Raw genomic sequence first — 21,061 nt, forward strand, 5'->3', positions numbered from 1 at the left:
CATGCTCGCGTTCGCGAACGCGAGCAGCTTGGGCACCTTAAGGGAAGATCAAGTTCCGCGATTGGCCAGTTCTTGACGTCCGGAGGTAAGGACGCCCCCCGGAGCGCACTGTTAGCCTCGTTCGCGAACGCGAGCACCCAGGCGTAAGACCGCCCGCTCGCGAGTACCGGCCGGGCCGCCGCTTGGACGGGAAGCATGCGAAGGGGATGGTCATGTCTGACCGAAAGAGCGCAGCAGCGCTCACCGCGTTGGTACGCGAGGCGCTCGACCAACCCAAGATGTCTCTACGCCGGCTCGCCGAGGCATCGGTGGACCCCGAAACAGGGGACCGAATTAGCCAGACATGGCTCCACGACCTGGTTCACGACCAGGTGCGCCGCGCCCCGGAACCCAAGTTCCTGCGCGCACTGGCCGTCGCGACCGATCTGCCCCTGGTAACCGTGCAGCAAGCCGCAGCCGCACAGTTCCTGGGCTACACCGCTACCGAACTCTCCGACCTGCCCGAGGACGCGCGAGTGATCGTCGGGCATCTCGCTGGCATGGACCCATCAGAACTTCCGCAGGTCAGGGCTGTGATCGAGGCACTTTTGGCCAAGAGCACTGAAAGTTCAGGTAAGCGGGATGTTTAGTTCCGGATTGAACGAAACCGCGCCCCTAACCGGTAGTCCAGCCCACTAATCGGGTGTACGTTCGATCCGGCCTCGCGAGGAGGACGGCCGTGCGCACACTGCCCGGCCGGGACTAGGGGGTTATGTGTGAACACTGTCGTCACCCACGAGGCAACGCTGGACGACGGCGCGCCCCTCGTCCTGGTGGCCCGTACCACCGTGCTGATCATCGTGGGCGACCCCAGAGTCGTTCTGGCTGACCGCCTCGAGGACATCGCCTCGACGGCGGGGAAGCTGATGGCTGACCGAGACCTCGCGCCAGCCGCCATCATCGACATCCTCGCGCCGTACATGGACCAGCTCATCGCCGGTGCCGATGCCTCCTCGACCATCGGCCACGCCGCAGCCTGATCCCGCCGCAACCGCGCCCCCGCTCATCCGAGCAGGGGCGCGGCGCTGTTCCTGGGCTACGCCGCGGTGAGCACGGCTGCCCGCTCCAGCTCGACGGCCTGGCGGACGGCGTCCGGCACCACCGGGGAGAGCGCGGCGTCCATGCTGTACGCCACGGCGGCGACCAGGTCGTCGTCGAGTACGGCCATGAGGTGGCCGTACTCGTCGATGGTGGTCTGGATACTCTCGTGGCCCAACCGGGCCGAGATAGCCGGAAGCGGGACGTTCCGGGCGATCAGCCACGCGGCGTGGGTGTGCCGGCAGTCGTGGATCCGCGGTTCCTTGTACATGCCCTCCGCGCGTGCAGCCTCCAGGGCCGGGAGCCAGCGCAGCCGACGGAACGTGGCAGGCAGCCAGGCCCCGCCCTCCACCGCGGTGAACAGCAGGTCCTTCTGTCGCTTTCCGCGGCAGGCCCGGGCCACGATGGACGCGAGGTAGGGCGTCAGGACGAGCGTGCGACGGCTCCTGACGCTCTTCGGAGGGCCGGTGAACCGTTTCCCCTCCTCGTCCTCCTTCCAGGTCCGTGAGACGCGCAGAACGGGGCGCCCGCCGACGTGGTCGAAGTCGCGGACCTGGAGCGCGCTGACCTCACCCCACCGAAGCCCCGTGCCGAGCAGCACCTGGACGAGGTCGATGGCGTCGGCCGCGAGATGCCGCAGGATCAGGCCGGCCTCCCAGTGCTCCAAGTACGTCTTCTCCTCGCTGTCGCCGTCGTCCCGGCGCGGCAGCTTGGTGTCCGAGCACGGGTTGTACCGGCGCAGCGGGTTCTGCCCCTTGGTCGCGCTCCCGAGAATCGCGCTCAAGAGGCCGTGGTGGTCCCGGACCGTCTTGGCGGAGTACGGCCGGCGCTTGCGGTCCGGCGGGTCGTGCGGTGCCCGGGTGCCGGCGGCGAGCGCGTTGATCCACGCCTTGACGTCGTCCTCAGATATCGCGTCCGGCCCGTCGACGATCACCTTGTCGCGGAACCAGGGGACCATGCCTTCGGTGATCAACCTGCGGTACTTCCGCTTCGTGCCGCCCTCGACTCCGGTGAGCAAGGTCACATAGGTCAGAGAGTAGGTCTCGAACATGTGCGCCGGGTCGATCTCGGGCGCGGGGGCCTCTTCCTCCTGGACGAATCCCTTGCCCTTCACCCAGCCGGGAGGCCAGCGGTCGCCGTAGCCGTTGACCAAGTCCTTGAAGGATTTGGCGGCGCCCTCGTCCTCGAAGCGCTCGCTTTCCTGACTGCCTGCCGCCTTGCCGCCGTCACGCCAGTAGACCTCATGCACCGGCCCAGAGCGTTTGCGTTCGCGAATGCGAATGGATGCCATGGGGCGAACATACGCCTGTCATGCTGACAAATCTGCTGACTAATCCGGGAACGCCAAAGGGCCGCCGACCCGTTATCGCAGGTCAGCGGCCCTTTGGGCGCTGTGGAGCATAGGAGACTCGAACTCCTGACATCTGCCTTGCAAAGGCAGCGCTCTACCAACTGAGCTAATGCCCCTCGACGGCACCGCGCGCGTGCCAACGGGCACTAGCGTACCGGTTTCCGGCGCGATTCCCAGCGCCGTCCCCCTGGAACGGTGCTGTTCCATGGGGTCGGCCGGTCCGGTTAGTCGACCGGGCCGGCCGGCCCGGGAGGCGCCGACGGGCGCCTCCGGAGTTCGTCGATCGTCAGATCGCCGGGGGCTCAGCGACCGGCCGGAACCGGGTCGGTGGCCTCGGTCCACAGGTCCTGCTCGGCGCGGTCCGCCTGGACCTGACGGTAGACAAAGAAGCCGCCGAGGGCGACCAGGGCGACCAGGAGAAGCTTCTTCACCGCGGGACCTCGTCCTTCTTGCGTTGATGGACTCAAGAGCCGGATCCGGCCTGACTGACCGGGCCGACGAGTCCAGTTGTGTTTCGAGCGCGAACGGGCTGCCGAGTGCCAGACTGCCCTTGCGGCCGATGATACACACCGGTGTCCCAATCGTGACCAGCCACCGGTACGGCCAACCCGGCGGTCCGGTCCCGGGATTGACGCCGCACCTCCTGGCGGGCGGTCCGGCCGCCCCCGGACCGTCCGCCGCGCCCACGGGTCAGGCCCCGCCCCCCGGGCCCCGCACCGCCCCGGCCGCGGGGCCGTTCGCCGGGCGGTCCGGCACCACCACCACGGCCGTGCCGCCCGCCAGGTCCACCCTGGTCCGCGGCGGCGCCCCCTCGCCCTCCTCGTCCCGCAGCATCAGCGTGCTGCCGCGTTCGTCCAGCTCGTGCTGCTTTCCCGCGGCGAACTGCGCGTGCAGCTGCTCGAACCCGGTAGCCGAGATCTGCCCCTCCCGACCGGTCCCCCGCCAGGGCACCCAGCGGGCGCGGCCCGCCCTCAGTGCCAGCTGGTCGAGCACCGCCAGCACCGCCAGGGCGCAGACCAGTCCGGGGATGCTCATCGCCCACAACACCGCCATGCCGTCACCAACCCTCCACCGTGTTTCCCCGGGGAACCGTCGGGACGGGCGCACGGTTCCCGGTCCGGCGGCGGGAAAAGCGGCGGGAAGAGCGGCGGGAAACGCCGAAGGGCCCGGAGTGGATCACTCCGGGCCCTTCGGGGAGGTGGGCCTAACAGGACTTGAACCTGTGGCCTCTTCCTTATCAGGGAAGCGCTCTAACCGTCTGAGCTATAGGCCCTCACCGAACAGAGATCGTACCGGATCCCGGCCGCTCCACGGCCCCGCCCGATCTCGAAAGAGTCGAAGGGCCCGGAGTGGATCACTCCGGGCCCTTCGCGGTTGTGGGCCTAACAGGACTTGAACCTGTGGCCTCTTCCTTATCAGGGAAGCGCTCTAACCGTCTGAGCTATAGGCCCTTGCCGCACTGAAAGATTAGCGGACCGACGGCCGATCTCCCAAATCCGGCTCGGCCGGGGCCGCGGCGGCACCCCTCGCGACCAGCCCCGGCGCACCGGCGGAGGGCCGCAGCAGCCACTCCTCGCGGGTCGGCGGCAGGCCCGCCGAGCCCTCCTCGGTGCTGCGGACGGCGAGGACCTGGTTGATCCCGATCCGGTTCTGCTCGAAGGCGAGCGCGGAGGCCGCCATGTACAGCCGCCAGACCCGGGCCCGGCCGCGGCCGACCAGCCGGACCGCCTCCGTCCAGTGCGCCTCCAGGTTGGCCACCCACTCGCGCAGGGTCAGCCCGTAGTGCTCGCGCAGCGACTCGACGTCCCGGACCTCGAAGCCGGCCTCCTCCAGCCGCGCCACGGTGGAACCGACGGGGGAGAGCTCGCCGTCAGGGAAGACAAAGCGGTCGATGAAGGGGCTGGGGCGGTGCTGTTCACCGGGGAGGTCGGGGCGGCGGGCGATCTGGTGGTTGAGCAGCCGGCCGCCGGGCACCAGCAGCCGGTACAGGCCCTCGGCGTAGACCCGGTACTGCTCGGCGCCGACGTGCTCGGCCATCCCGACGCTGGAGATCGCGTCGAAGGGCCCGTCGGCGATCTCCCGGTAGTCCTGCAGCCGGACCTCGACCCGGTCGGACAGGCCGGCCTCCTCGACCCGGGCGCGGGCCAGCGCGACCTGCTCCCGGGAGATGGAGACGCCGACCGCGGTGACCCCGTAGTGCTTCGCCGCGTGCAGCAGCAGTGAGCCCCAGCCGCAGCCGACGTCCAGCAGGCGCATCCCCGGGCGCAGGCCGAGCTTGCGGCAGATCAGGTCGAGCTTGGCCTCCTGGGCGGCCTCCAGGCTCTTCGCCTCCGGCGTCCAGTAGGCGCACGAGTAGACCATCGAGGAGCCCAGCACGATCCGGTAGAAGTCGTTCCCGACGTCGTAGTGGTGGCTGATGGCCGCGCGGTCCCGGCTGCGGCTGTGCAGGCGTCCCGCGGCCCTGCGGACCTCCTCGCGGGGCGGCTCGGGTTCCAGGCCGACCGCGCCGGCCCGCAGCACGGCGGCGAGCACCCGGCGGCCCCTGGCGCCGACCACGTCCCGCGGGCCGAAGGCCAGGGTGCGGATCTCCGGCCGCTCGGCGAAGCGGGCGACGGCGGAGAGCGTCTCGTACAGGTCGGTGCCGGGGGCGAGCTCGAGGTCCCCCGCGACGTAGGCCCGGGCCAGGCCCAGTTCGTCCGGCCGCCAGATCAGCCGGCGCAGCGCCCGACGGTTGCGCAGGACCACGGTGGGCGCGCCCGGAGGCCCCGCGACGCTGCCGTCCCAGGCCTGGACCCGCAGCGGTACCGGGACCCCCAACAGCCCTTCCAGGGCCTCCACCAGTTGACCTGCGAGCTTCGCCACCGCGCGCCTCCGTCCAGTCGTCCTGCGGAACCTCAGCCGACCCGGTCGGGCGGATCGGGGGCGGCCTGCGGCACTCCCGGGATTCGGGACGGGTGGCACCCAGCTAATCCCACTGCGGCCGCCCGCTTTCCGGGCGGCGCGCCGCGGGCGGCCGGCTGTCACCCGAAATGCCGACGGGCCCCACCGGCTGCAACAGCCGGTGGGGCCCGTACATTCCGTCCCCGGACGGGAAACTGAGCGTGCGTCAGGATCCGGCCGGAATCAGTCCTCCTCGGCCAGGGTGAGCTCCACGCCGCCGGTGAAGCCGGCCGCCGCGTTGTAGATGAACGCGGAGAGCGTGGACAGGGCCGTCAGCAGGACGACGTCGACCACGGCGATCAGCGTGGTGAAGGTCATCACCTTGCCGAAGCCGACGTAGTCCATCAGGTTGAGGCCGCCGCTGCTGTCCGAGCCGGTGACGTCCTTGAGGGTCTTGGTCAGCGAGTCGAAGACGCCGAGCGAGTCCAGCGTCATCCACAGCACGGCCGCGGCCACGATGATGATGATGCCGACGGCCAGCGACAGCAGGAAGCTGACCTTCATCACGGACCACGGGTCGACCTTGGTCACCCGCAGCCGGGCCTTGCGCGTCCGGCCGAGCGCGGAGCCGCCGGCCGCGGGGGCCGGGGCGGGGGCCGCGCCGGGGCGGCGCGCCGCCCCGCCGGTGGGGGTGCCACCGGGCGGGGTGTGCCCCGGGACCCGGGTGCCCCGGGCCGGGGTCGGCTGCCCCTTGGCGTAGGTGGTCGGCTGCGAGAAGCCGCCCGATCCGGCGGCCTGGCCGCCGCTCGCCGACGCGGCCTGCTGCCCGCCGTAGGTCGCACCGCTCTGGCCCGCTCCACCGGCCGGCGGCATCAGCGAGGTGGACGCGGCCGAGTGATCGGTCGGCGGCTGCGGAACGCCGTACGAACCCCCGCCCTGCGCGCCCGGACGGCCGCCGGAGGTTCCTCCCGCAGCACCCGTGGCTCCACTCACCTGGTCCTCCCGCACTTCCCACCAGGACGGCGGTGCCGCCCTGCTTCGTCAATCGTCATCCAGCGCCCGGCGGGATTGCCCGGAACTGGTCGGCGGCCGGTGCCGCCGCGCCCGTTGATGGGACGCGGCGGCACCGGTCTGCGGTTCGGTTCAGGCCTCGACGTCTCCGTCGACCGCCGTCACCGCACCCTCGGCCGTCTCGGTGGACTCGGTGGACTCGGTGGACTCGGTACCCGCCACCTCGTCCTCCGCCGTCTCCTCGTCCTCGGCCTCCGCGTTGCGGGCCATGCCCACGACCGCGTCGCGCTTTCCGAGGTTGATCAGTTGGACGCCCATGGTGTCACGTCCGGTTTCACGAACCTCGGAAACCCTCGTGCGGATCACCCCACCCGAGAGGGTGATCGCCATGATCTCGTCGGATTCGTCGACCACGAGCGCGCCGACCAGCGAGCCCCGGCCCTCGACGATCTTCGCCGCCTTGGTGCCGTAGCCGCCGCGCCCCTGGACACGGTACTCGTCCACACCGGTGCGCTTGGCGTACCCGCCGTCAGTGGCGGTGAAGACATAGGTACCCGGACGGACGACGTTCATCGACAGCAGTTCGTCGTCCTCCCGGAACGCCATGCCCTTGACGCCGGAGGTGGCGCGGCCGGTGGGGCGCAGGGCGTCGTCGGTCGCGGTGAAGCGGATCGACTGGGCCTTCTTGGAGACCAGCAGCAGGTCGTCCTCGGCGGAGACCAGCTCGGCGCCGATCAGCTCGTCGTCCTGGCCCTCCTCGTCCTGGCGCAGGTTGATCGCGATCAGGCCGCCGGAGCGCGGCGAGTCGTAGTCCTTGAGCGCGGACTTCTTCACCAGGCCGGCCCGGGTGGCGAGGACCAGGTACGGCTTGTCCTCGTAGGTGCGGACGGCCATCACCTGGGCGATGTGCTCGTCCGGCTGGAAGGCCAGCAGGTTGGCCACGTGCTGGCCGCGGGCGTCGCGCCCGGCGTCCGGCAGCTCGTAGCCCTTGGCCCGGTAGACCCGGCCCTTGTTGGTGAAGAACAGGATCCAGTTGTGGGTCGTCGTCACGAAGAAGTGGTCGACGATGTCGTCCTGCTTCAGCTGGGCACCGCGCACGCCCTTGCCGCCGCGCTTCTGCGAGCGGTAGAGGTCGGAGCGGGTCCGCTTGACGTAGCCGCCACGGGTGATGGTGACGACGATGTCCTCCTCGGCGATGAGGTCCTCGATGGAGAGGTCGCCGTCGGAGGGGATGAGGGTGGAGCGCCGCTCGTCGCCGTACTTCTCGACGATCGCGGTGAGCTCCTCGGAGATGATCTCCCGCTGACGGGTCGGCGAGGCCAGGATCGCGTTGTACTCGTCGATCTTGCGCTGGAGCTCGTCGTGCTCGTCCATGATCCGCTGGCGCTCCAGGGCGGCCAGCCGGCGCAGCTGCATCTCCAGGATGGCGTTGGCCTGGAGCTCGTCGATGTCGAGCAGGCCCATCAGGCCGGTGCGGGCGGCGTCGGCGCTGGCCGAGGCCCGGATCAGCGCGATGACCTCGTCGATCAGGTCCAGGGCCTTGAGCAGCGCGCGCAGGATGTGGGCGCGCTCCTCGGCCTTGCGCAGCCGGAAGGTGGTGCGCCGGACGATGACCTCGACCTGGTGGTTGACCCAGTGCCGGATGAAGGCGTCCAGCGACAGGGTGCGCGGCACGCCGTCGACCAGGGCCAGCATGTTGGCGCCGAAGTTGGTCTGCAGCTCGGTGTGCTTGTAGAGGTTGTTCAGCACCACCTTGGCGACGGCGTCGCGCTTGAGCACGACGACCAGGCGCTGGCCGGTGCGCGAGGAGGACTCGTCGCGGACGTCGGCGATGCCGGCGATCTTGCCGTCCTTCACCAGGTCGGCGATCTTCAGCGCGAGGTTGTCCGGATTGACCTGGAACGGCAGCTCGGTGATCACCAGGCACTGGCGGCCCTGGATCTCCTCGACCTCGACCACTGCGCGCATGGTGACCGAGCCGCGGCCGGTGCGGTAGTAGTCGTCGATGCCGCGGCGGCCGACGATCAGCGCGCCGGTGGGGAAGTCCGGGCCCTTGATCCGCTCGACCAGGGCGTCCAGCAGCTCCTCGGCGGAGGCCTCCGGGTTCTCCAGGTACCAGAGCGCGCCGGAGGCGACCTCGCGCAGGTTGTGCGGCGGGATGTTGGTGGCCATGCCGACCGCGATGCCGGTGGCACCGTTGACCAGCAGGTTGGGGATGCGCGCGGGCAGGACGGTGGGCTCCTGCGAGCGGCCGTCGTAGTTGGCCGCGAAGTCGACGGTCTCCTCGTCGATGTCGCGCATCATCTCCATGGCGAGCGGCATCATCTTGCACTCGGTGTAGCGCATGGCCGCCGCCGGGTCGTTGCCCGGGGAGCCGAAGTTGCCGTTGCCGTCCACCAGCGGCATCCGCATCGACCACGGCTGGGCCAGGCGGACCACGGTGTCGTAGATCGAGGTGTCACCGTGCGGGTGGTAGTTGCCCATGACGTCGCCGACGACGCGGGCGCACTTGTAGTAGCCCTTCTCGGGGCGGTAGCCGCCGTCGTACATCGCGTAGAGCACGCGGCGGTGCACCGGCTTGAGGCCGTCGCGGACCTCGGGCAGCGCACGACTGACGATCACGCTCATCGCGTAGTCGAGGTACGAGCGCTGCATCTCGGTCTCGAGCTCGACCGGCTCGATCCGCATCGTCACCTGGGCGGTGGCCTCGGCGGCTTCGGGAGTCTCGGGCTGTTCGCCTTCGGGACGGTTGTCGTCGACCACTGGTGGTCAGTTTCCTTTCACGCGGACTGGAACGTGCGGGGCCTGCGGTGCAGGCGTCACACGTCCAGGAAGCGGACGTCCTTGGCGTTGCGCTGGATGAAGGAGCGGCGGGCCTCGACGTCCTCGCCCATCAGCACGGAGAACAGCTCGTCGGCGCGGGCGGCGTCCTCCAGGGTGACCTGGAGCAGCAGCCGGTGCTCGACGTCCATGGTGGTGACCCGGAGCTCCTCGGCGTTCATCTCGCCGAGACCCTTGAAGCGCTGGATCGCGTCGTCCTTGGGCAGCCGGCGCCCGGCCGCCACCCCGGAGGCGATCACGGCGTCGCGCTCGCGGTCGGAGTAGGCGTACTCGAAGTCGTCCTTGCCCCACTTGATCTTGTACAGCGGGGGCATCGCGAGGTAGACGTACCCGGACTCGACCAGCGGCCGCATGAAGCGGAACAGCAGGGTCAGCAGCAGGGTGCGGATGTGCTGTCCGTCGACGTCGGCGTCGGCCATCAGCACGATCTTGTGGTACCGCAGCTTGGACTCGTCGTAGTCCTCCTGGATGCCGCAGCCGAACGCCGAGATCAGCGCCTGGACCTCGGTGTTCTGGAGGACCTTGTCGATCCGGGCCTTCTCGACGTTCAGGATCTTGCCGCGGATCGGCAGGATGGCCTGGGTGCGCGGGTCGCGGCCCTGCTTGGCCGAGCCGCCGGCGGAGTCACCCTCGACGATGAAGATCTCGCACTCGGACGGGTCCTTCGACTGGCAGTCGGAGAGCTTGCCCGGCAGCGAGGCGGACTCCAGCAGGCCCTTGCGGCGCGTCAGGTCGCGGGCCTTGCGGGCGGCGACGCGCGCGGTGGCGGCCTGGATGGACTTGCGGATGATGTCCGCGGCCTCGTTGGGGTTGCGGTCCAGCCAGTCGTTGAGGTGCTCGTGGACGACCTTCTGGACGAAGGTCTTGGCCTCGGTGTTGCCGAGCTTGTCCTTGGTCTGGCCCTCGAACTGCGGCTCGCCGAGCTTGACCGAGATGATCGCGGTCAGGCCCTCGCGGATGTCCTCGCCGGAGAGGTTGTCGTCCTTCTCCCGGAGCAGCTTCTTGTCCCGCGCGTAGCGGTTGACCAGGCCGGTCAGCGCCGCGCGGAAGCCCTCCTCGTGGGTGCCGCCGCCGTGGGTGTGGATGGTGTTGGCGAAGCTGTAGACCCCCTCGGTGTAGGAGGAGTTCCACTGCATCGCGATCTCCACCGAGATCGCCTTGTCCTTGTCCTCCGCCTCGAAGTCGATCACCGAGGGGTGGACGACCTCGCCCTTGCGGGAGTTGAGGTGGGCGACGAAGTCGGCGATGCCGCCGTCGTACTTGTACGTGACGGTGAGCGGCTTGCCGTCCTCGTCCGCGTGCTCGGGGCGCTCGTCGGTCAGCGAGATCGACAGGCCCTTGTTGAGGAAGGCCATCTCCTGGAAGCGCCGGGAGAGCGTCTCGAAGGAGTAGACGGTGGTCTCGAAGATGTCGGGGTCGGCCCAGAAGGTCACCGTGGTGCCGGTGCGGTCGGTCTCCGCGCCCTTGGCGAGGGGGGCGGCCGGGGCACCCATCTTGTAGTCCTGGGTCCAGATGTGGCCGTCCTTGTGGATCTCCACCGAGAGCCGGGTGGACAGTGCGTTCACCACGGACACGCCGACGCCGTGCAGACCGCCGGAGACGGCGTACCCGCCGCCGCCGAACTTGCCGCCCGCGTGCAGGACGGTGAGCACGACCTCGACGGCGGGCTTGTCCTGACCGGGGACGATGTCCACCGGGATGCCGCGGCCGTTGTCGACGCAGCGGATGGCGCCGTCGGCCATGATCGTGACGTCGATGGTGTCGGCGTACCCGGCCATCGCCTCGTCGACGGAGTTGTCCACGACCTCCTGCACCAGGTGGTGCAGGCCGCGCTCGCCCGTCGAACCGATGTACATGCCGGGGCGCTTGCGGACGGCGTCGAGGCCTTCCAGCACCTGGATGTTGCTACCGGTGTAGGAAGCCTGGTCGGACTGGTCTGGGGTCTGGCTGGGGTTGCCGGAATCGGCCACGAAGCGCCCTCTCTGGCACAGCACGGGCCGCACGCCCACCCCGTGCGGGCGGGCGTGCGACCACAGCGTTTCGACTCGGTTGCCACTAGCAACAGTGTTTGGCTCTCAGTCTACCGGTACGACTGACATAGATGGGCGTTTGGCAGCCCTTGAGGGCAGATACGCCGCCCTGAATCCCCTCTGCACATGTCCCGATACTCGACCGGGGGGCCCAGGGCGCCTGGAAGGGCTGTCAGGGGTTCCGGAAGATCGTCGTCCGATCCGTGCCCCCGGCGGCCGCCCGGTCCCCCGGTCAGCCCCAGGTGTCGCCCGGCCCCTTGCTCCCCGGCGCACGCAGCCGGCCGTAGCCGCGGGCGGGCGCCGCCGGGCCGAGCACCTTGATCGTCCGGACCGTCCCGTGCCCCAGCTCGTGGTTCAGACGGGCCACCAACTGCCTTGCCAGCCAGCGCAGTTGGGTGGCCCATGCGGTGGAGTCGCACTGCACGGTGAGCACCGCGGCGGCCTCGTCGTAGGAGGAGGGATGACAGTGCGCGGCGATGTCCGGGCCGACGATCTGCGGCCAGCGGCCCATCACCCCGCCGACGGCGGCCGAGGACTCCCAGCCGCGCTCGGTCAGCAGCCGGTTGAGCGCCGCACCCAACGGGACGGGGTCGCGGCCGTCCGAGCGGGCACCGCTGCGCAGGCCGTACCGCTTCGCCTCGCGCTTCTCGCGGACCTGCTCACCGCGCTGGCGGGCCTGGGCACGGGCCGCCCGCAGCGCGGAGCGGGCGAGGTCGGCACCGGTCGGCGCGGGAGCGCCGGGCTCGGCGGCGTCGGACCGGGGTGCTCCGGGCTTGGGTGCTCCGGGCTTGGATGCTCCGGACCTGGGGGAGTGCTCCGCCGGCTCGCTCACGGCGATCTCCTTTCCCCAGCCTGTGGACAACGGTCGCGGTCGCGCGCCCGCCGAGCCGTCCAGCCTACGGGAGCGGCCGGACCCCTCGGACCGGAGCGGGGGTGGGCGGTGCGCGGAAGTGGTCGCGGTGCGGTGGCGGCGGTGCGGTGGTCCGGGTGCGGCGGCACCGGTGAAAGGGGACACCCGCGGGCGGGGGCACCGCCGGCGCCGGTGAAGGGGGTACTCGGGCGGAAGCCGCCGCCGGAAGAGCGCTCGGTCAGGCGTCGATCCGGCGCACCGCGCCGTCGGAGACCGCGAACCGGGCGCCGGCCAGCGCCTTCGGCACGTCCTCGGCGACCGCCGCGGTCACCAGCACCTGCTCCCCGTCGGCCACCAGCTCGGCCAGCCGGTCCCGGCGGGCGGCGTCCAGCTCGGCGAACACGTCGTCCAGGATCAGCACCGGCTCGCCGCCGTCGGCGCGCAGCAGCTCGTACGAGGCCAGCCGCAGCGCCAGCGCGAACGACCAGGACTCGCCGTGGCTGGCGTAGCCCTTGGCGGGCAGCGGGCCGAGCCTGAGCAGCAGCTCGTCGCGGTGCGGGCCGACCAGGGTGACGCCGCGATCGACCTCCTGCTTGCGGGCCGCCTGCAGCGCGTTCAGCAGCTGCTCCTCGGCCTGCTCGCGACTGGTCGGCAGTTCGCCCTCGAAGGAGCTGCGGTACTCCAGGGCGGTGTCGCCGCCGCCCGGGGCGAGCTGCCCGTACGCGGCCGCCACCAGCGGCTGCAGGGCGGCCACCAGCTGGATCCGGAAGGCCGTCAACTCGGCGCCGGCGCGGGCGAGATGGCCGTCCCAGACCTCCAGGGTGGACAGGTCGGCGCCCTTGCCGCCGCCGGCCCGGCGGGCCATCGCGGCGGTCTTCAGCAGGGCGTTGCGCTGCTTGAGCACCCGCTCGTAGTCCTGCCGCACCCCGGCCAGCCGGGGTGCCCGGGCGGTCAGCAGCTCGTCCAGGAAGCGCCGCCGCTCACCCGGGTCCCCCTTGACCAGGCTGAGGTCCTCGGGGGCGAACAGCACGGTGCGCAGCAGGCCCAGCACGTCGCGCGGGCGGACGTTGTCGGAGCGGTTGATCCGGGCCCGGTTGGCCTTGCCCGGGGTGAGCTCCAGCTCGATCAGGGTGGAGCGGCCGCGGTCCACCACCGAGGTGCGGACCACCGCCCGCTCGGCGCCCAGCCGGATCAGCGGGGCGTCGGTGGCGACCCGGTGGCTGCCCAGGGTGGCGACGTAGCCGATCGCCTCGACCAGGTTGGTCTTGCCCTGGCCGTTCGGTCCGACGAAGGCGGTCACGCCCGGGTCGAGGGGAACCTCGGCCCGGGCGTACGACCGGAAGTCGGCGAGCGACAGATGCGCGACGTGCATGGCTGTGGACTGCGCCCGCCTTCTTGTGGAGGACCTGCTGGTTACTTGGACTCGACCGCGTGGCCGCCGAACTGGTTGCGCAGCGCGGCGATCATCTTCATCTGCGGCGAGTCCTCCTGACGGGAGGCGAAGCGGGCGAACAGCGAGGCGGTGATGGCCGGCAGCGGCACGGCGTGGTCGATCGCGGCCTCGACGGTCCAGCGGCCCTCGCCGGAGTCGGCGGCCCAGCCGCGCAGCTTGTCCAGGTGCTCGTCCTCGTCCAGGGCGCGGACGGACAGGTCCAGCAGCCAGGAGCGGATGACGGTGCCCTCCTGCCAGCTGCGGAAGACCTCGCGCACGTCGGTGACCTCGGGGGCGGCCTCCAGCAGCTCCCAGCCCTCGGCGAAGGCCTGCATCATCGCGTACTCGATGCCGTTGTGGACCATCTTGGCGAAGTGGCCGGCGCCCACGGCACCCGCGTGCACCGAGCCGAACTCGCCCTCGGGCTTGAGGGCGTCGAAGACTGGCTGGGCCTTGGCGACGTGCTCGGCGTCGCCGCCGTACATCAGCGCGTAGCCGTTCTCCAGGCCCCAGACGCCGCCGGAGACGCCGCAGTCCACGAAGCCGATGCCCTTGGCGGCCAGCGCCTCGGCGTGCTTGATGTCGTCGGTCCAGCGGGAGTTGCCGCCGTCGACCACCACGTCACCGGGGGAGAGCAGCTCGGCGAGCTCGTCGACGGTGGCCTGGGTGGCGGCGCCGGCCGGGACCATGACCCAGACCACGCGCGGGCCCTGGAGCTTGGTGACGAGCTCCTGGAGGCTGTCGACGTCGGAGATGTCCGGGTTGCGGTCGTACCCGATGACGGTGTGGCCGGCGCGGCGGATCCGCTCGCGCATGTTGCCGCCCATCTTGCCGAGACCGATGAGGCCGAGCTCCATGACCAAGTCCTTACCTGTGGTGACGTGCCTGCCGGCGGCGCCGTTGCCGCACTCCTTGAGCCTACGCGCTGGAGCGGACCCGGCCGTCTGCGGTCGGGCCGGGCGGGGGAGACGTCCACAGGCTGTGCACAGCGGGTGTGCACAGCCTGTGGACGGTAGGACGCGGCGGGATCAGCCGGAGAGGCGGACCGGCATGATCAGGTACTGGTAGGCCTTGTCCTCCTCGGCGTCCACCGAGACCTTGCCGCTGAGCAGCGCGGGCTTGGTCGGGGTGGTGAAGCTGAGCTGGGCGAAGGGGGAGTCGATGGCCTTGAGGCCCTCCTCCAGGTAGCCCGGGTTGAAGGCGATCGAGATGGCGTCGCCCTCCAGGGAGGCCTCGATCCGCTCGGTGGCCTGGGCGTCGTCGCCCGAACCGGCCTCCAGGGTCAGCACGCCCTCCTCGAAGTTGAGGCGGACCGGGGTGTTGCGCTCGGCGACCAGCGAGACGCGCTTGAGCGCCTCCAGGAAGGGCTGGGTCTGGATCGCGGCGATCGCGTTGAACTCGGTCGGGAACAGGCTGCGGAACTTGGGGAACTCGCCCTCCAGCAGCCGGGTGGTGGTCCGGCGGCCGGCGCCCTCGAAACCGATCAGGCCCTCGCCCGCGCCGCCCGAGGAGAGCGCGATGGAGACGTTGTCGCCGCTGCCCAGGGACTTGGCGATGTCCTGGAGGGTCTTGGCGGGGACCAGCGCGACGGCGGAGATGTCCGACTGCTCGGGCTTCCACAGCAGCTCGCGGACGGCGAAGCGGTAGCGGTCGGTGGCGGCCAGGGTGATCCGGTCGCCCTCGATCTCGACCCGGACACCGGTGAGCACCGGGAGGGTGTCGTCCCGGCCGGCGGCGACCGCGGCCTGGCTGACGGCCGAGGCGAAGACGTCGCCGGAGACGGTGCCGGTGGCGGTCGGCATCTGGGGGAGCGCCGGGTACTCGTCCACCGGGAGGGTGGGGAGGGTGAAGCGGGAGCTGCCGCAGACCACGCTGACGCGCTGGCCGTCGGTGGAGATCTCCACCGGCCGGTTGGGGAGGTTGCGGGAGATGTCGTTCAGCAGCCGGCCGGAGACCAGGACGGTGCCGGCCTCCTCGACGTCCGCCTCCAGCTCGACCCGGGCCGAGACCTCGTAGTCGAAGCCGGACAGCGCCAGACTGCCCTCCTGCGCGGTCAGCAGCAGGCCGGCCAGCACCGGCACCGGCGGCCGTGCCGGGAGGCTGCGGGCAGCCCAGGCCACCGCCTCCGCGAGGACGTCACGCTCCACCCGGAACTTCACCGGTAACCGCCTCCTGGATCGAGCGCTCCCGCTCGCACTCTGGTTCGTCTGATCTTGATCGTCGGTTCGGCTGTCCGCCGAGCTCGGTCACTCCGCTTCCAGTCGCAAGGACAGTCTGACGTACTCCGCCGACAGACGGGGCAGACGGGCGGAAGCAACCCGAACGGTTGTCGGAGACCGGTTGTCCACAGATTCGGGGCCCACCCACTTTGAAAGCAAGTCCGGGGTCTAAATGTGTAGTGGTAGTAGTAGGGCCTGTGGAAACCGTGGATAACCCCGTTTCCCCAGGTCAGAGCCCGAATTTTGTCCACAGCGGCTGTGGACGGCGGCTGTGGACGGGCAGGCCTCGCTGTGGACAGCCGAGCGTTACCCACAGGCCACGCTGGGTATCCACAGGTTATCCCCAGGGCTGTCCCCAGATCCGGGCCCGGTTATCCACGGGCGCCGGTCAACTTTTCGTGACGCCTTTCACACCAGGGTATGAACGGTAGCCCACGGTTGTCGAACTGTGGACGCCGCTGTGGACAACCTGGGGATAACCGCCCTTCCCCTGGGGACAACCGGTGGATAACCCGGACGGCCCAGTGGCGGCCCGTCAACTGTCCACAGCCTGTGGATAACCGTTGTGCACAAGTCCACAGGCACTTGACCTGCGCGGAAGAGCGTAGCGGTGACGGGCCTGTGGACGAATTCTGGATAACTCCGCACTCCCCACCCTGTGGACGGTGGAGAAGGGGCCGGTCCTGTGGACAACGGCCTTGCGCGCCCTCGGTTTTCGAATCACCGGTCAGTTGTTCGGCGCGGGCTGTGGACTGGCGGAACGTCCGTCGACGGCATCCCTGCCCAGCCGGCGCGCTCCGCACACCTGTGGACGTGCGAAAGGGCGTCAGGATTCGCTCCTGACGCCCTGGGGCCGTGCCTCGTCGTGCCGTGCCGGGTGTTCGTGCGGTGCCGAGCCGCGTGCCGTGCAGCGCCGGGTGCCGTGCAGCGCCGCGTGGCACCCGGCACCGCACGACGAGGCGTCGGCTAGCTCTTGATGCGGTTGGTGAGTTCGGTGACCTGGTTGTAGATCGAGCGCCGCTCGGCCATCAGCGAGCGGATCTTGCGGTCCGCGTGCATCACCGTGGTGTGGTCGCGGCCGCCGAACTGCGCACCGATCTTCGGCAGCGAGAGGTCGGTGAGCTCGCGGCAGAGGTACATCGCGATCTGCCGGGCCGTCACCAGCACGCGGCTGCGCGAGGATCCGCAGAGGTCGTCCACCCCCAGGCCGAAGTACGCGGCGGTCTGCTGCATGATGACCTGCGCGGTGATCTCCGGGCCGGCGTCCTCGTCCCCGCCGGGGATCAGGTCCTTGAGGACGATCCCGGCCAACTCCAGGTCCACCGGGGCCCGGTTGAGGTTGGCGAAGGCGGTGACCCGGATCAGGGCGCCCTCCAGCTCCCGGATGTTGCGGGTGATCCGGGAGGCGATGAACTCCAACACGTCGGCGGGAGCGTTGAGTTGTTCCTGGATCGCCTTCTTGCGCAGGATCGCGATCCGGGTCTCCAGCTCCGGCGGGGTGACGTCGGTGATCAGACCCCACTCGAAGCGGTTGCGCAGCCGGTCCTCCAGCGTGGTCAGCAGCTTGGGCGGCCGGTCCGAGGAGAGGACGATCTGCTTGTTCGCGTTGTGCAGTGTGTTGAAGGTGTGGAAGAACTCCTCCTGCGTGGACTCCTTGCTCGCGAGGAACTGGATGTCGTCCACGAGCAGGATGTCCATGTCCCGGTAGCGGCGGCGGAAGGTGTCCGCCTTGCCGTCCCGGATCGAGTTGATGAACTCGTTGGTGAACTCCTCCGAGGACACGTAGCGCACCCGGGTGCCCGGGAAGAGGCTGCGCGAGTAGTGCCCGATGGCGTGCAGCAGGTGGGTCTTGCCCAGCCCGGACTCGCCGTAGATGAAGAGCGGGTTGTACGCCTTGGCCGGGGCCTCGGCGACCGCCACCGCCGCCGCGTGCGCGAAGCGGTTGCTGGCGCCGATCACGAAGGTGTCGAACAGGTACTTGGGGTTCAGCCGGGCGGCCGGCTCGTCCTTGCGGGAGCCGCCGGCCGGGGGAGCGCCGGGCGGGGCGGGCACCCCGGGGACGCCGGGACGCTCGGCGGAGCGCTCCGGGGAGGCCTTCTCCGCGGGACGGCCGCCGGTGGGGCGGGAACCGCCGGCCCGGCGGCCGGCGCCGGCCCGCGGCTGCTCGTTCGGGCCGGGGCCGTAGGCACCGCCGAAGAGGTCGCCCTGGGTGGTCGCGGGCGGGCCGGGGACGGGCCGCGGCGCCTGGCGGGGCGCGGGCTCCTCCGGGTCGCGGTAGGCGGGCGGCTGCTCCTGGTAGCCCTGCCAGCCCTGGCCGCCGCCGGGGCCGCCGTACGGGGCCTGGCGCGGGTCGTAGCCGCCGGTGTCGTAGCGGGGCCGCTCGTAGTCCTGCTCGTACGGCTGCCCCTGCCCCTGCTCGTAGGGGTGGCCCTGCTCGTACGGCTGGCCGTGTTCGTACGACTGCGGGTAGTCCTGGCCGCCGTAGTCGGGGGCGTCCTCCTCGGCCGGGCCCGGGTAGGGCTCGGCGGGGGACTGGGGGGCGGGTGCGGGGGTGGTCGGCACCGCGTTGGCGTCGACCATCACGGCGATCCGGACCGGGCGGCTGAGCTCACGGCTGAGGGCCTCGGTCAGCTGCGGCAGCAGCCGGCCCTCCAGCACCTGCTTGGCCCGCTCGTTCGGGGTCGCCAGCAGGGCGGTGTCGTGCATCATCCACATCGGCTGGGTGCGCTGCACCCACTGTTTGTCCATCTCCCCGACATCGGGGTCGTTGACCAGCCGCTCGACGACCCTGGCCCAGACCGGGACGAGGTCGCTGTTGACATCAGCCACTGGTGCACGCTTTCCAAGAACAAACCAGACAAGTTCTGCAACGGTAGTCAGCGAACAGGGCGGGATCAAGTCGTTGTCCACAGGCTGTGGGTAAGACGGGCGATCGCGGGCTGGTTTGACCCCCGTGCCCCGTCCCGCGTACCGTAACCAGGTCGAGTTGTCGATGGCCGCTGCCGCATGTCCGCGGGTCCACCCGCTCCATAAGGCGCGCAGCACGGGCGCCGTGGATTGCCTCAGACCCCAGCCGAACTGGGGCGATGGGCCGGATTTCCGAATCAGGGGAGATCACGCGGACGCACGGTGACGGCCAAGCGATTCCCCGTCATCCTACGATTCACCTCAGGAGCCCCCGAGTGAGCAAGCGCACCTTCCAGCCGAACAACCGTCGTCGCGCGAAGACCCACGGCTTCCGGCTGCGTATGCGTACCCGCGCCGGCCGTGCCATCCTGGCCGCCCGCCGTGGCAAGGGCCGCACCAGCCTGTCCGCCTGATCCGCGCCAGAGTCTGTTGTGCTGCCCTCCGAGAATCGGCTGCGGCGGCGCCAGGACTTCGCGACCGCGGTGAAACGCGGTCGTCGGGCCGGCCGGCCCCTTCTGGTCGTCCATCTCAGCAGAGACGGTGACCCGCAGGGGCAGACCGACCGGACCAGCGACTCCCGCCCGCACGTCGCCGAGGGGACTCCTTCGGCGCGTGCGGGTTTCGTCGTGAGCAAGGCCGTTGGCCCGGCGGTCGTCCGCAATCTGGTCAAGCGCCGGTTGCGTCACCTCGTTCGTGATCGTCTGTCCAGGCTGCCCGCCGGTAGCCTGATAGTGGTGCGTGCGCTGCCCCAGGCCGCGACCGCCTCGTACCAGGACCTCGAACGTGACCTGGACGCGGCACTCAAGCGGTTGCTGAGGACGGAGCCCGCCGCCACGGCGCCGACGGGAGCAGGTCGATGAAGTACCTGCTGATGGGTCTGATCAGGGTCTACCAGTGGACCATCAGCCCACTGCTCGGTCCGGTCTGCCGTTATTACCCCTCCTGCTCGCACTACGGCTACGAGGCCGTGAAGGTGCACGGGGCGGTGAAAGGCGGCGGGCTGACCGTGTGGCGCATCCTGCGCTGCAATCCGTGGACGCCCGGCGGGGTCGATCATGTCCCGCCGCGCAAGCATCCGGTGTGGCACCGGCGGTTGCGGGACCGGCTGAAGAGCCGGTCCGCCACCGGAGACCCGGTGACCGCCACCCCCGCCGGTCCGGACCCCGAGGGCCCGGCGACCATTGGTCCCGTGCGGCCAATCCACCTGTCCAAGGAGCCTGACCGGTGACCTTCTCCTTCCTGAATCCCCTGTACACAGCGGTGTCCTGGATCATCGTCCAGTTCCACTCGCTGTACAGCCACATCTTCGACCCGGACGGTGGCTGGGCCTGGGGTCTCGCCATCGCCTCGATGGTGGTCGTCATCCGGATCTGCCTGATCCCGCTCTTCGTGAAGCAGATCAAGGCGACCCGGGCCATGCAGGCGATCCAGCCGAAGATGAAGGCCATCCAGGAGCGCTACAAGAACGACCGGCAGCGCCAGTCCGAAGAGATGATGAAGCTGTACAAGGAGGCGGGTACCAACCCGTTCTCCAGCTGCCTTCCCATCATCGTGCAGGCGCCGTTCTTCACCGCTCTCTACGGCGTGCTCGCCAAGGTCGCCAAGGGCCAGGACATCGGTGTCATCCACGGTGACCTGCTGGTGAGCGCCGGCAAGGCGCACATCTTCGGCGCCCCGCTCTCCGCGACCTTCGTCGGCAGCCCCGAGACCAGCGTCAAGATCGTCACCGCCGTGATGATCATCCTGATGTCGCTGTCGCAGTTCGTCACCCAGCGCCAGCTGATGACCAAGAACGTCGACCTCACGGTGAAGACGCCGTTCATGCAGCAGCAGAAGATGCTGATGTACGTCTTCCCGATCATGTTCGCCGTGATGGGCATCAACTTCCCGGTCGGTGTCCTGGTCTACTGGCTGACCACCAACGTCTGGTCGATGGGCCAGCAGCTGATCGTCATCCACAACAACCCGACCCCGGGCAGCATGGCCTTCCAGGAGCGCCAGGAGCGCCTGAAGAAGGCCGGCCGACTGCGTCCGGACGGTACGGAGATCAAGGGCGCGCTCTGGGGCATGCTGCCCCCGTCCAAGGCGGCCGTGAGCGAGGCGGCCAGCGCCGCCGCGGTGGTCGAGGAGTCGGTGCAGGCGCGCCGCCAGCAGCCCCGTCGGCAGAGCAAGGCCCAGCGCCAGCAGGGCGGCGTCGGACAGCCGACCGTGGAGCCGGGCAAGGACGCCGCGGCCGAGGAGCCCACCGACGCGGCTCCGGCCGACACCGCCCCGGCGGACTCCCCGGCCGATGCCGGTGGCAAGCCGGCGGCCGCCAAGCAGAGCACGGCCAAGCCGGCCGGTACCAAGCAGGGCACCCGGCAGCAGCCGAAGCGCGGTGGCGGCCAGCGGCCGAAGAAGAAGTCCTGACCGGCCCCAAGCCCGTTGTGACAGCCGCGAAGAGCTTCGTTCCCGGCCCGGCAG

General features: G+C 70.3%; 18 protein-coding genes and 3 tRNA genes. 6 read left to right on the top strand and 15 right to left on the bottom strand.

What is annotated here, in order from left to right; translation table 11 throughout:
• Positions 1–212: 212 nt before the first annotated feature.
• Positions 213–629 carry a hypothetical protein gene (locus ACGFSC_RS00330; RefSeq protein WP_359906970.1) on the top strand — a complete coding sequence of 139 codons (417 nt, stop codon included), beginning with the start codon at positions 213–215 and terminating at the stop codon, positions 627–629.
• Positions 630–755: 126 nt separating this feature from the next.
• Positions 756–1,019, top strand: coding sequence for a hypothetical protein (locus ACGFSC_RS00335; protein WP_359906973.1), 264 nt, complete (start codon positions 756–758; stop codon positions 1,017–1,019).
• 56 nt (positions 1,020–1,075) lie between these two features.
• Here ACGFSC_RS00335 and ACGFSC_RS00340 read toward each other — a convergent pair whose 3' ends face one another.
• The 15 genes from ACGFSC_RS00340 to dnaA form a co-directional block, all read right to left on the bottom strand.
• Positions 1,076–2,326 carry a site-specific integrase gene (locus tag ACGFSC_RS00340; RefSeq protein WP_359906976.1) on the bottom strand — a complete coding sequence of 417 codons (1,251 nt, stop codon included), beginning with the start codon at positions 2,324–2,326 and terminating at the stop codon, positions 1,076–1,078.
• 145 nt (positions 2,327–2,471) lie between these two features.
• A tRNA-Ala gene (locus ACGFSC_RS00345) sits at positions 2,472–2,544 on the bottom strand.
• Positions 2,545–2,730: 186 nt separating this feature from the next.
• The gene (locus ACGFSC_RS00350) at positions 2,731–2,859 is read right to left on the bottom strand and encodes a DLW-39 family protein (RefSeq protein WP_014137031.1); all 129 of its coding nucleotides are present in this window, start codon (positions 2,857–2,859) and stop codon (positions 2,731–2,733) included.
• Positions 2,860–3,118: 259 nt separating this feature from the next.
• Positions 3,119–3,463 (bottom strand): DUF6191 domain-containing protein, encoded by a 345-nt coding sequence (locus ACGFSC_RS00355; RefSeq protein WP_359906979.1) that lies wholly within the window; start codon positions 3,461–3,463, stop codon positions 3,119–3,121.
• A gap of 164 nt (positions 3,464–3,627) precedes the next feature.
• A tRNA-Ile gene (locus ACGFSC_RS00360) sits at positions 3,628–3,701 on the bottom strand.
• A 104-nt stretch (positions 3,702–3,805) separates the two neighbouring features.
• Positions 3,806–3,879, bottom strand: a tRNA-Ile gene (locus tag ACGFSC_RS00365).
• Positions 3,880–3,895: 16 nt separating this feature from the next.
• Positions 3,896–5,290: a cyclopropane-fatty-acyl-phospholipid synthase family protein gene (locus ACGFSC_RS00370; RefSeq protein WP_359906982.1), complete on the bottom strand. Its 1,395-nt coding sequence runs from the start codon at positions 5,288–5,290 to the stop codon at positions 3,896–3,898.
• A gap of 261 nt (positions 5,291–5,551) precedes the next feature.
• A complete protein-coding gene (locus ACGFSC_RS00375) occupies positions 5,552–6,301 on the bottom strand; it encodes a DUF3566 domain-containing protein (RefSeq protein ID WP_359906984.1) in 750 nt (249 codons plus the stop codon).
• Positions 6,302–6,451: 150 nt separating this feature from the next.
• Positions 6,452–9,007 (bottom strand): DNA gyrase subunit A, encoded by a 2,556-nt coding sequence (gene gyrA, locus ACGFSC_RS00380; RefSeq protein ID WP_392862377.1) that lies wholly within the window; start codon positions 9,005–9,007, stop codon positions 6,452–6,454.
• A 131-nt stretch (positions 9,008–9,138) separates the two neighbouring features.
• A complete protein-coding gene (gene gyrB, locus ACGFSC_RS00385) occupies positions 9,139–11,154 on the bottom strand; it encodes a DNA topoisomerase (ATP-hydrolyzing) subunit B (RefSeq protein WP_359906989.1) in 2,016 nt (671 codons plus the stop codon).
• A gap of 268 nt (positions 11,155–11,422) precedes the next feature.
• Positions 11,423–11,887, bottom strand: a complete 465-nt coding sequence (locus ACGFSC_RS00390) for a DciA family protein (protein ID WP_359907018.1) — start codon at positions 11,885–11,887, stop codon at positions 11,423–11,425.
• A 391-nt stretch (positions 11,888–12,278) separates the two neighbouring features.
• Positions 12,279–13,412, bottom strand: coding sequence for a DNA replication/repair protein RecF (gene recF / locus ACGFSC_RS00395; RefSeq protein ID WP_359906992.1), 1,134 nt, complete (start codon positions 13,410–13,412; stop codon positions 12,279–12,281).
• Positions 13,413–13,453: 41 nt separating this feature from the next.
• Positions 13,454–14,329, bottom strand: a complete 876-nt coding sequence (gene gnd / locus ACGFSC_RS00400; RefSeq protein WP_359906995.1) for a phosphogluconate dehydrogenase (NAD(+)-dependent, decarboxylating) — start codon at positions 14,327–14,329, stop codon at positions 13,454–13,456.
• A gap of 171 nt (positions 14,330–14,500) precedes the next feature.
• A complete protein-coding gene (gene dnaN, locus ACGFSC_RS00405; RefSeq protein WP_074001900.1) occupies positions 14,501–15,631 on the bottom strand; it encodes a DNA polymerase III subunit beta in 1,131 nt (376 codons plus the stop codon).
• Between the two features lie 1,026 nt (positions 15,632–16,657).
• Complete coding sequence (gene dnaA, locus ACGFSC_RS00410; protein ID WP_359906998.1) at positions 16,658–18,520, bottom strand: chromosomal replication initiator protein DnaA; 1,863 nt, start codon at positions 18,518–18,520, stop codon at positions 16,658–16,660.
• Between the two features lie 353 nt (positions 18,521–18,873).
• On the opposite strand from dnaA, the gene rpmH reads away from it, so the two are divergent.
• The 4 genes from rpmH to yidC are packed head-to-tail and all read left to right on the top strand — an operon-like array spanning position 18,874 to position 21,007.
• Entirely contained in the window at positions 18,874–19,011 is a 138-nt protein-coding gene (gene rpmH / locus ACGFSC_RS00415) for a 50S ribosomal protein L34 (RefSeq protein ID WP_030392420.1), read from the top strand.
• An 18-nt stretch (positions 19,012–19,029) separates the two neighbouring features.
• Complete coding sequence (rnpA, locus tag ACGFSC_RS00420) at positions 19,030–19,458, top strand: ribonuclease P protein component (RefSeq protein WP_049655849.1); 429 nt, start codon at positions 19,030–19,032, stop codon at positions 19,456–19,458.
• A complete protein-coding gene (gene yidD / locus ACGFSC_RS00425) occupies positions 19,455–19,826 on the top strand; it encodes a membrane protein insertion efficiency factor YidD (protein ID WP_359907003.1) in 372 nt (123 codons plus the stop codon). Before rnpA ends, yidD begins: the two co-directional genes overlap by 4 nt.
• The gene (yidC, locus tag ACGFSC_RS00430) at positions 19,823–21,007 is read left to right on the top strand and encodes a membrane protein insertase YidC (protein WP_359907006.1); all 1,185 of its coding nucleotides are present in this window, start codon (positions 19,823–19,825) and stop codon (positions 21,005–21,007) included. Before yidD ends, yidC begins: the two co-directional genes overlap by 4 nt.
• Positions 21,008–21,061 lie beyond the last annotated feature (54 nt).

The organism is Kitasatospora sp. NPDC048715, from assembly GCF_043198905.1.
In the GTDB taxonomy this organism is placed as follows: domain Bacteria; phylum Actinomycetota; class Actinomycetes; order Streptomycetales; family Streptomycetaceae; genus Kitasatospora; species Kitasatospora lactacystinica.

What these genes read in the sequence shown, in the direction of transcription:
- ACGFSC_RS00330 (WP_359906970.1), top strand. Translation starts at nt 213, where the DNA reads ATGTCTGACCGAAAGAGCGCAGCAGCGCTCACCGCGTTGGTACGCGAG.
- ACGFSC_RS00355 (WP_359906979.1), bottom strand. Translation starts at nt 3,463, where the DNA reads ATGAGCATCCCCGGACTGGTCTGCGCCCTGGCGGTGCTGGCGGTGCTC.
- gyrA (WP_392862377.1), bottom strand. Translation starts at nt 9,007, where the DNA reads ATGCGGATCGAGCCGGTCGAGCTCGAGACCGAGATGCAGCGCTCGTAC.
- recF (WP_359906992.1), bottom strand. Translation starts at nt 13,412, where the DNA reads ATGCACGTCGCGCATCTGTCGCTCGCCGACTTCCGGTCGTACGCCCGG.
- gnd (WP_359906995.1), bottom strand. Translation starts at nt 14,329, where the DNA reads ATGGAGCTCGGCCTCATCGGTCTCGGCAAGATGGGCGGCAACATGCGC.
- yidD (WP_359907003.1), top strand. Translation starts at nt 19,455, where the DNA reads ATGAAGTACCTGCTGATGGGTCTGATCAGGGTCTACCAGTGGACCATC.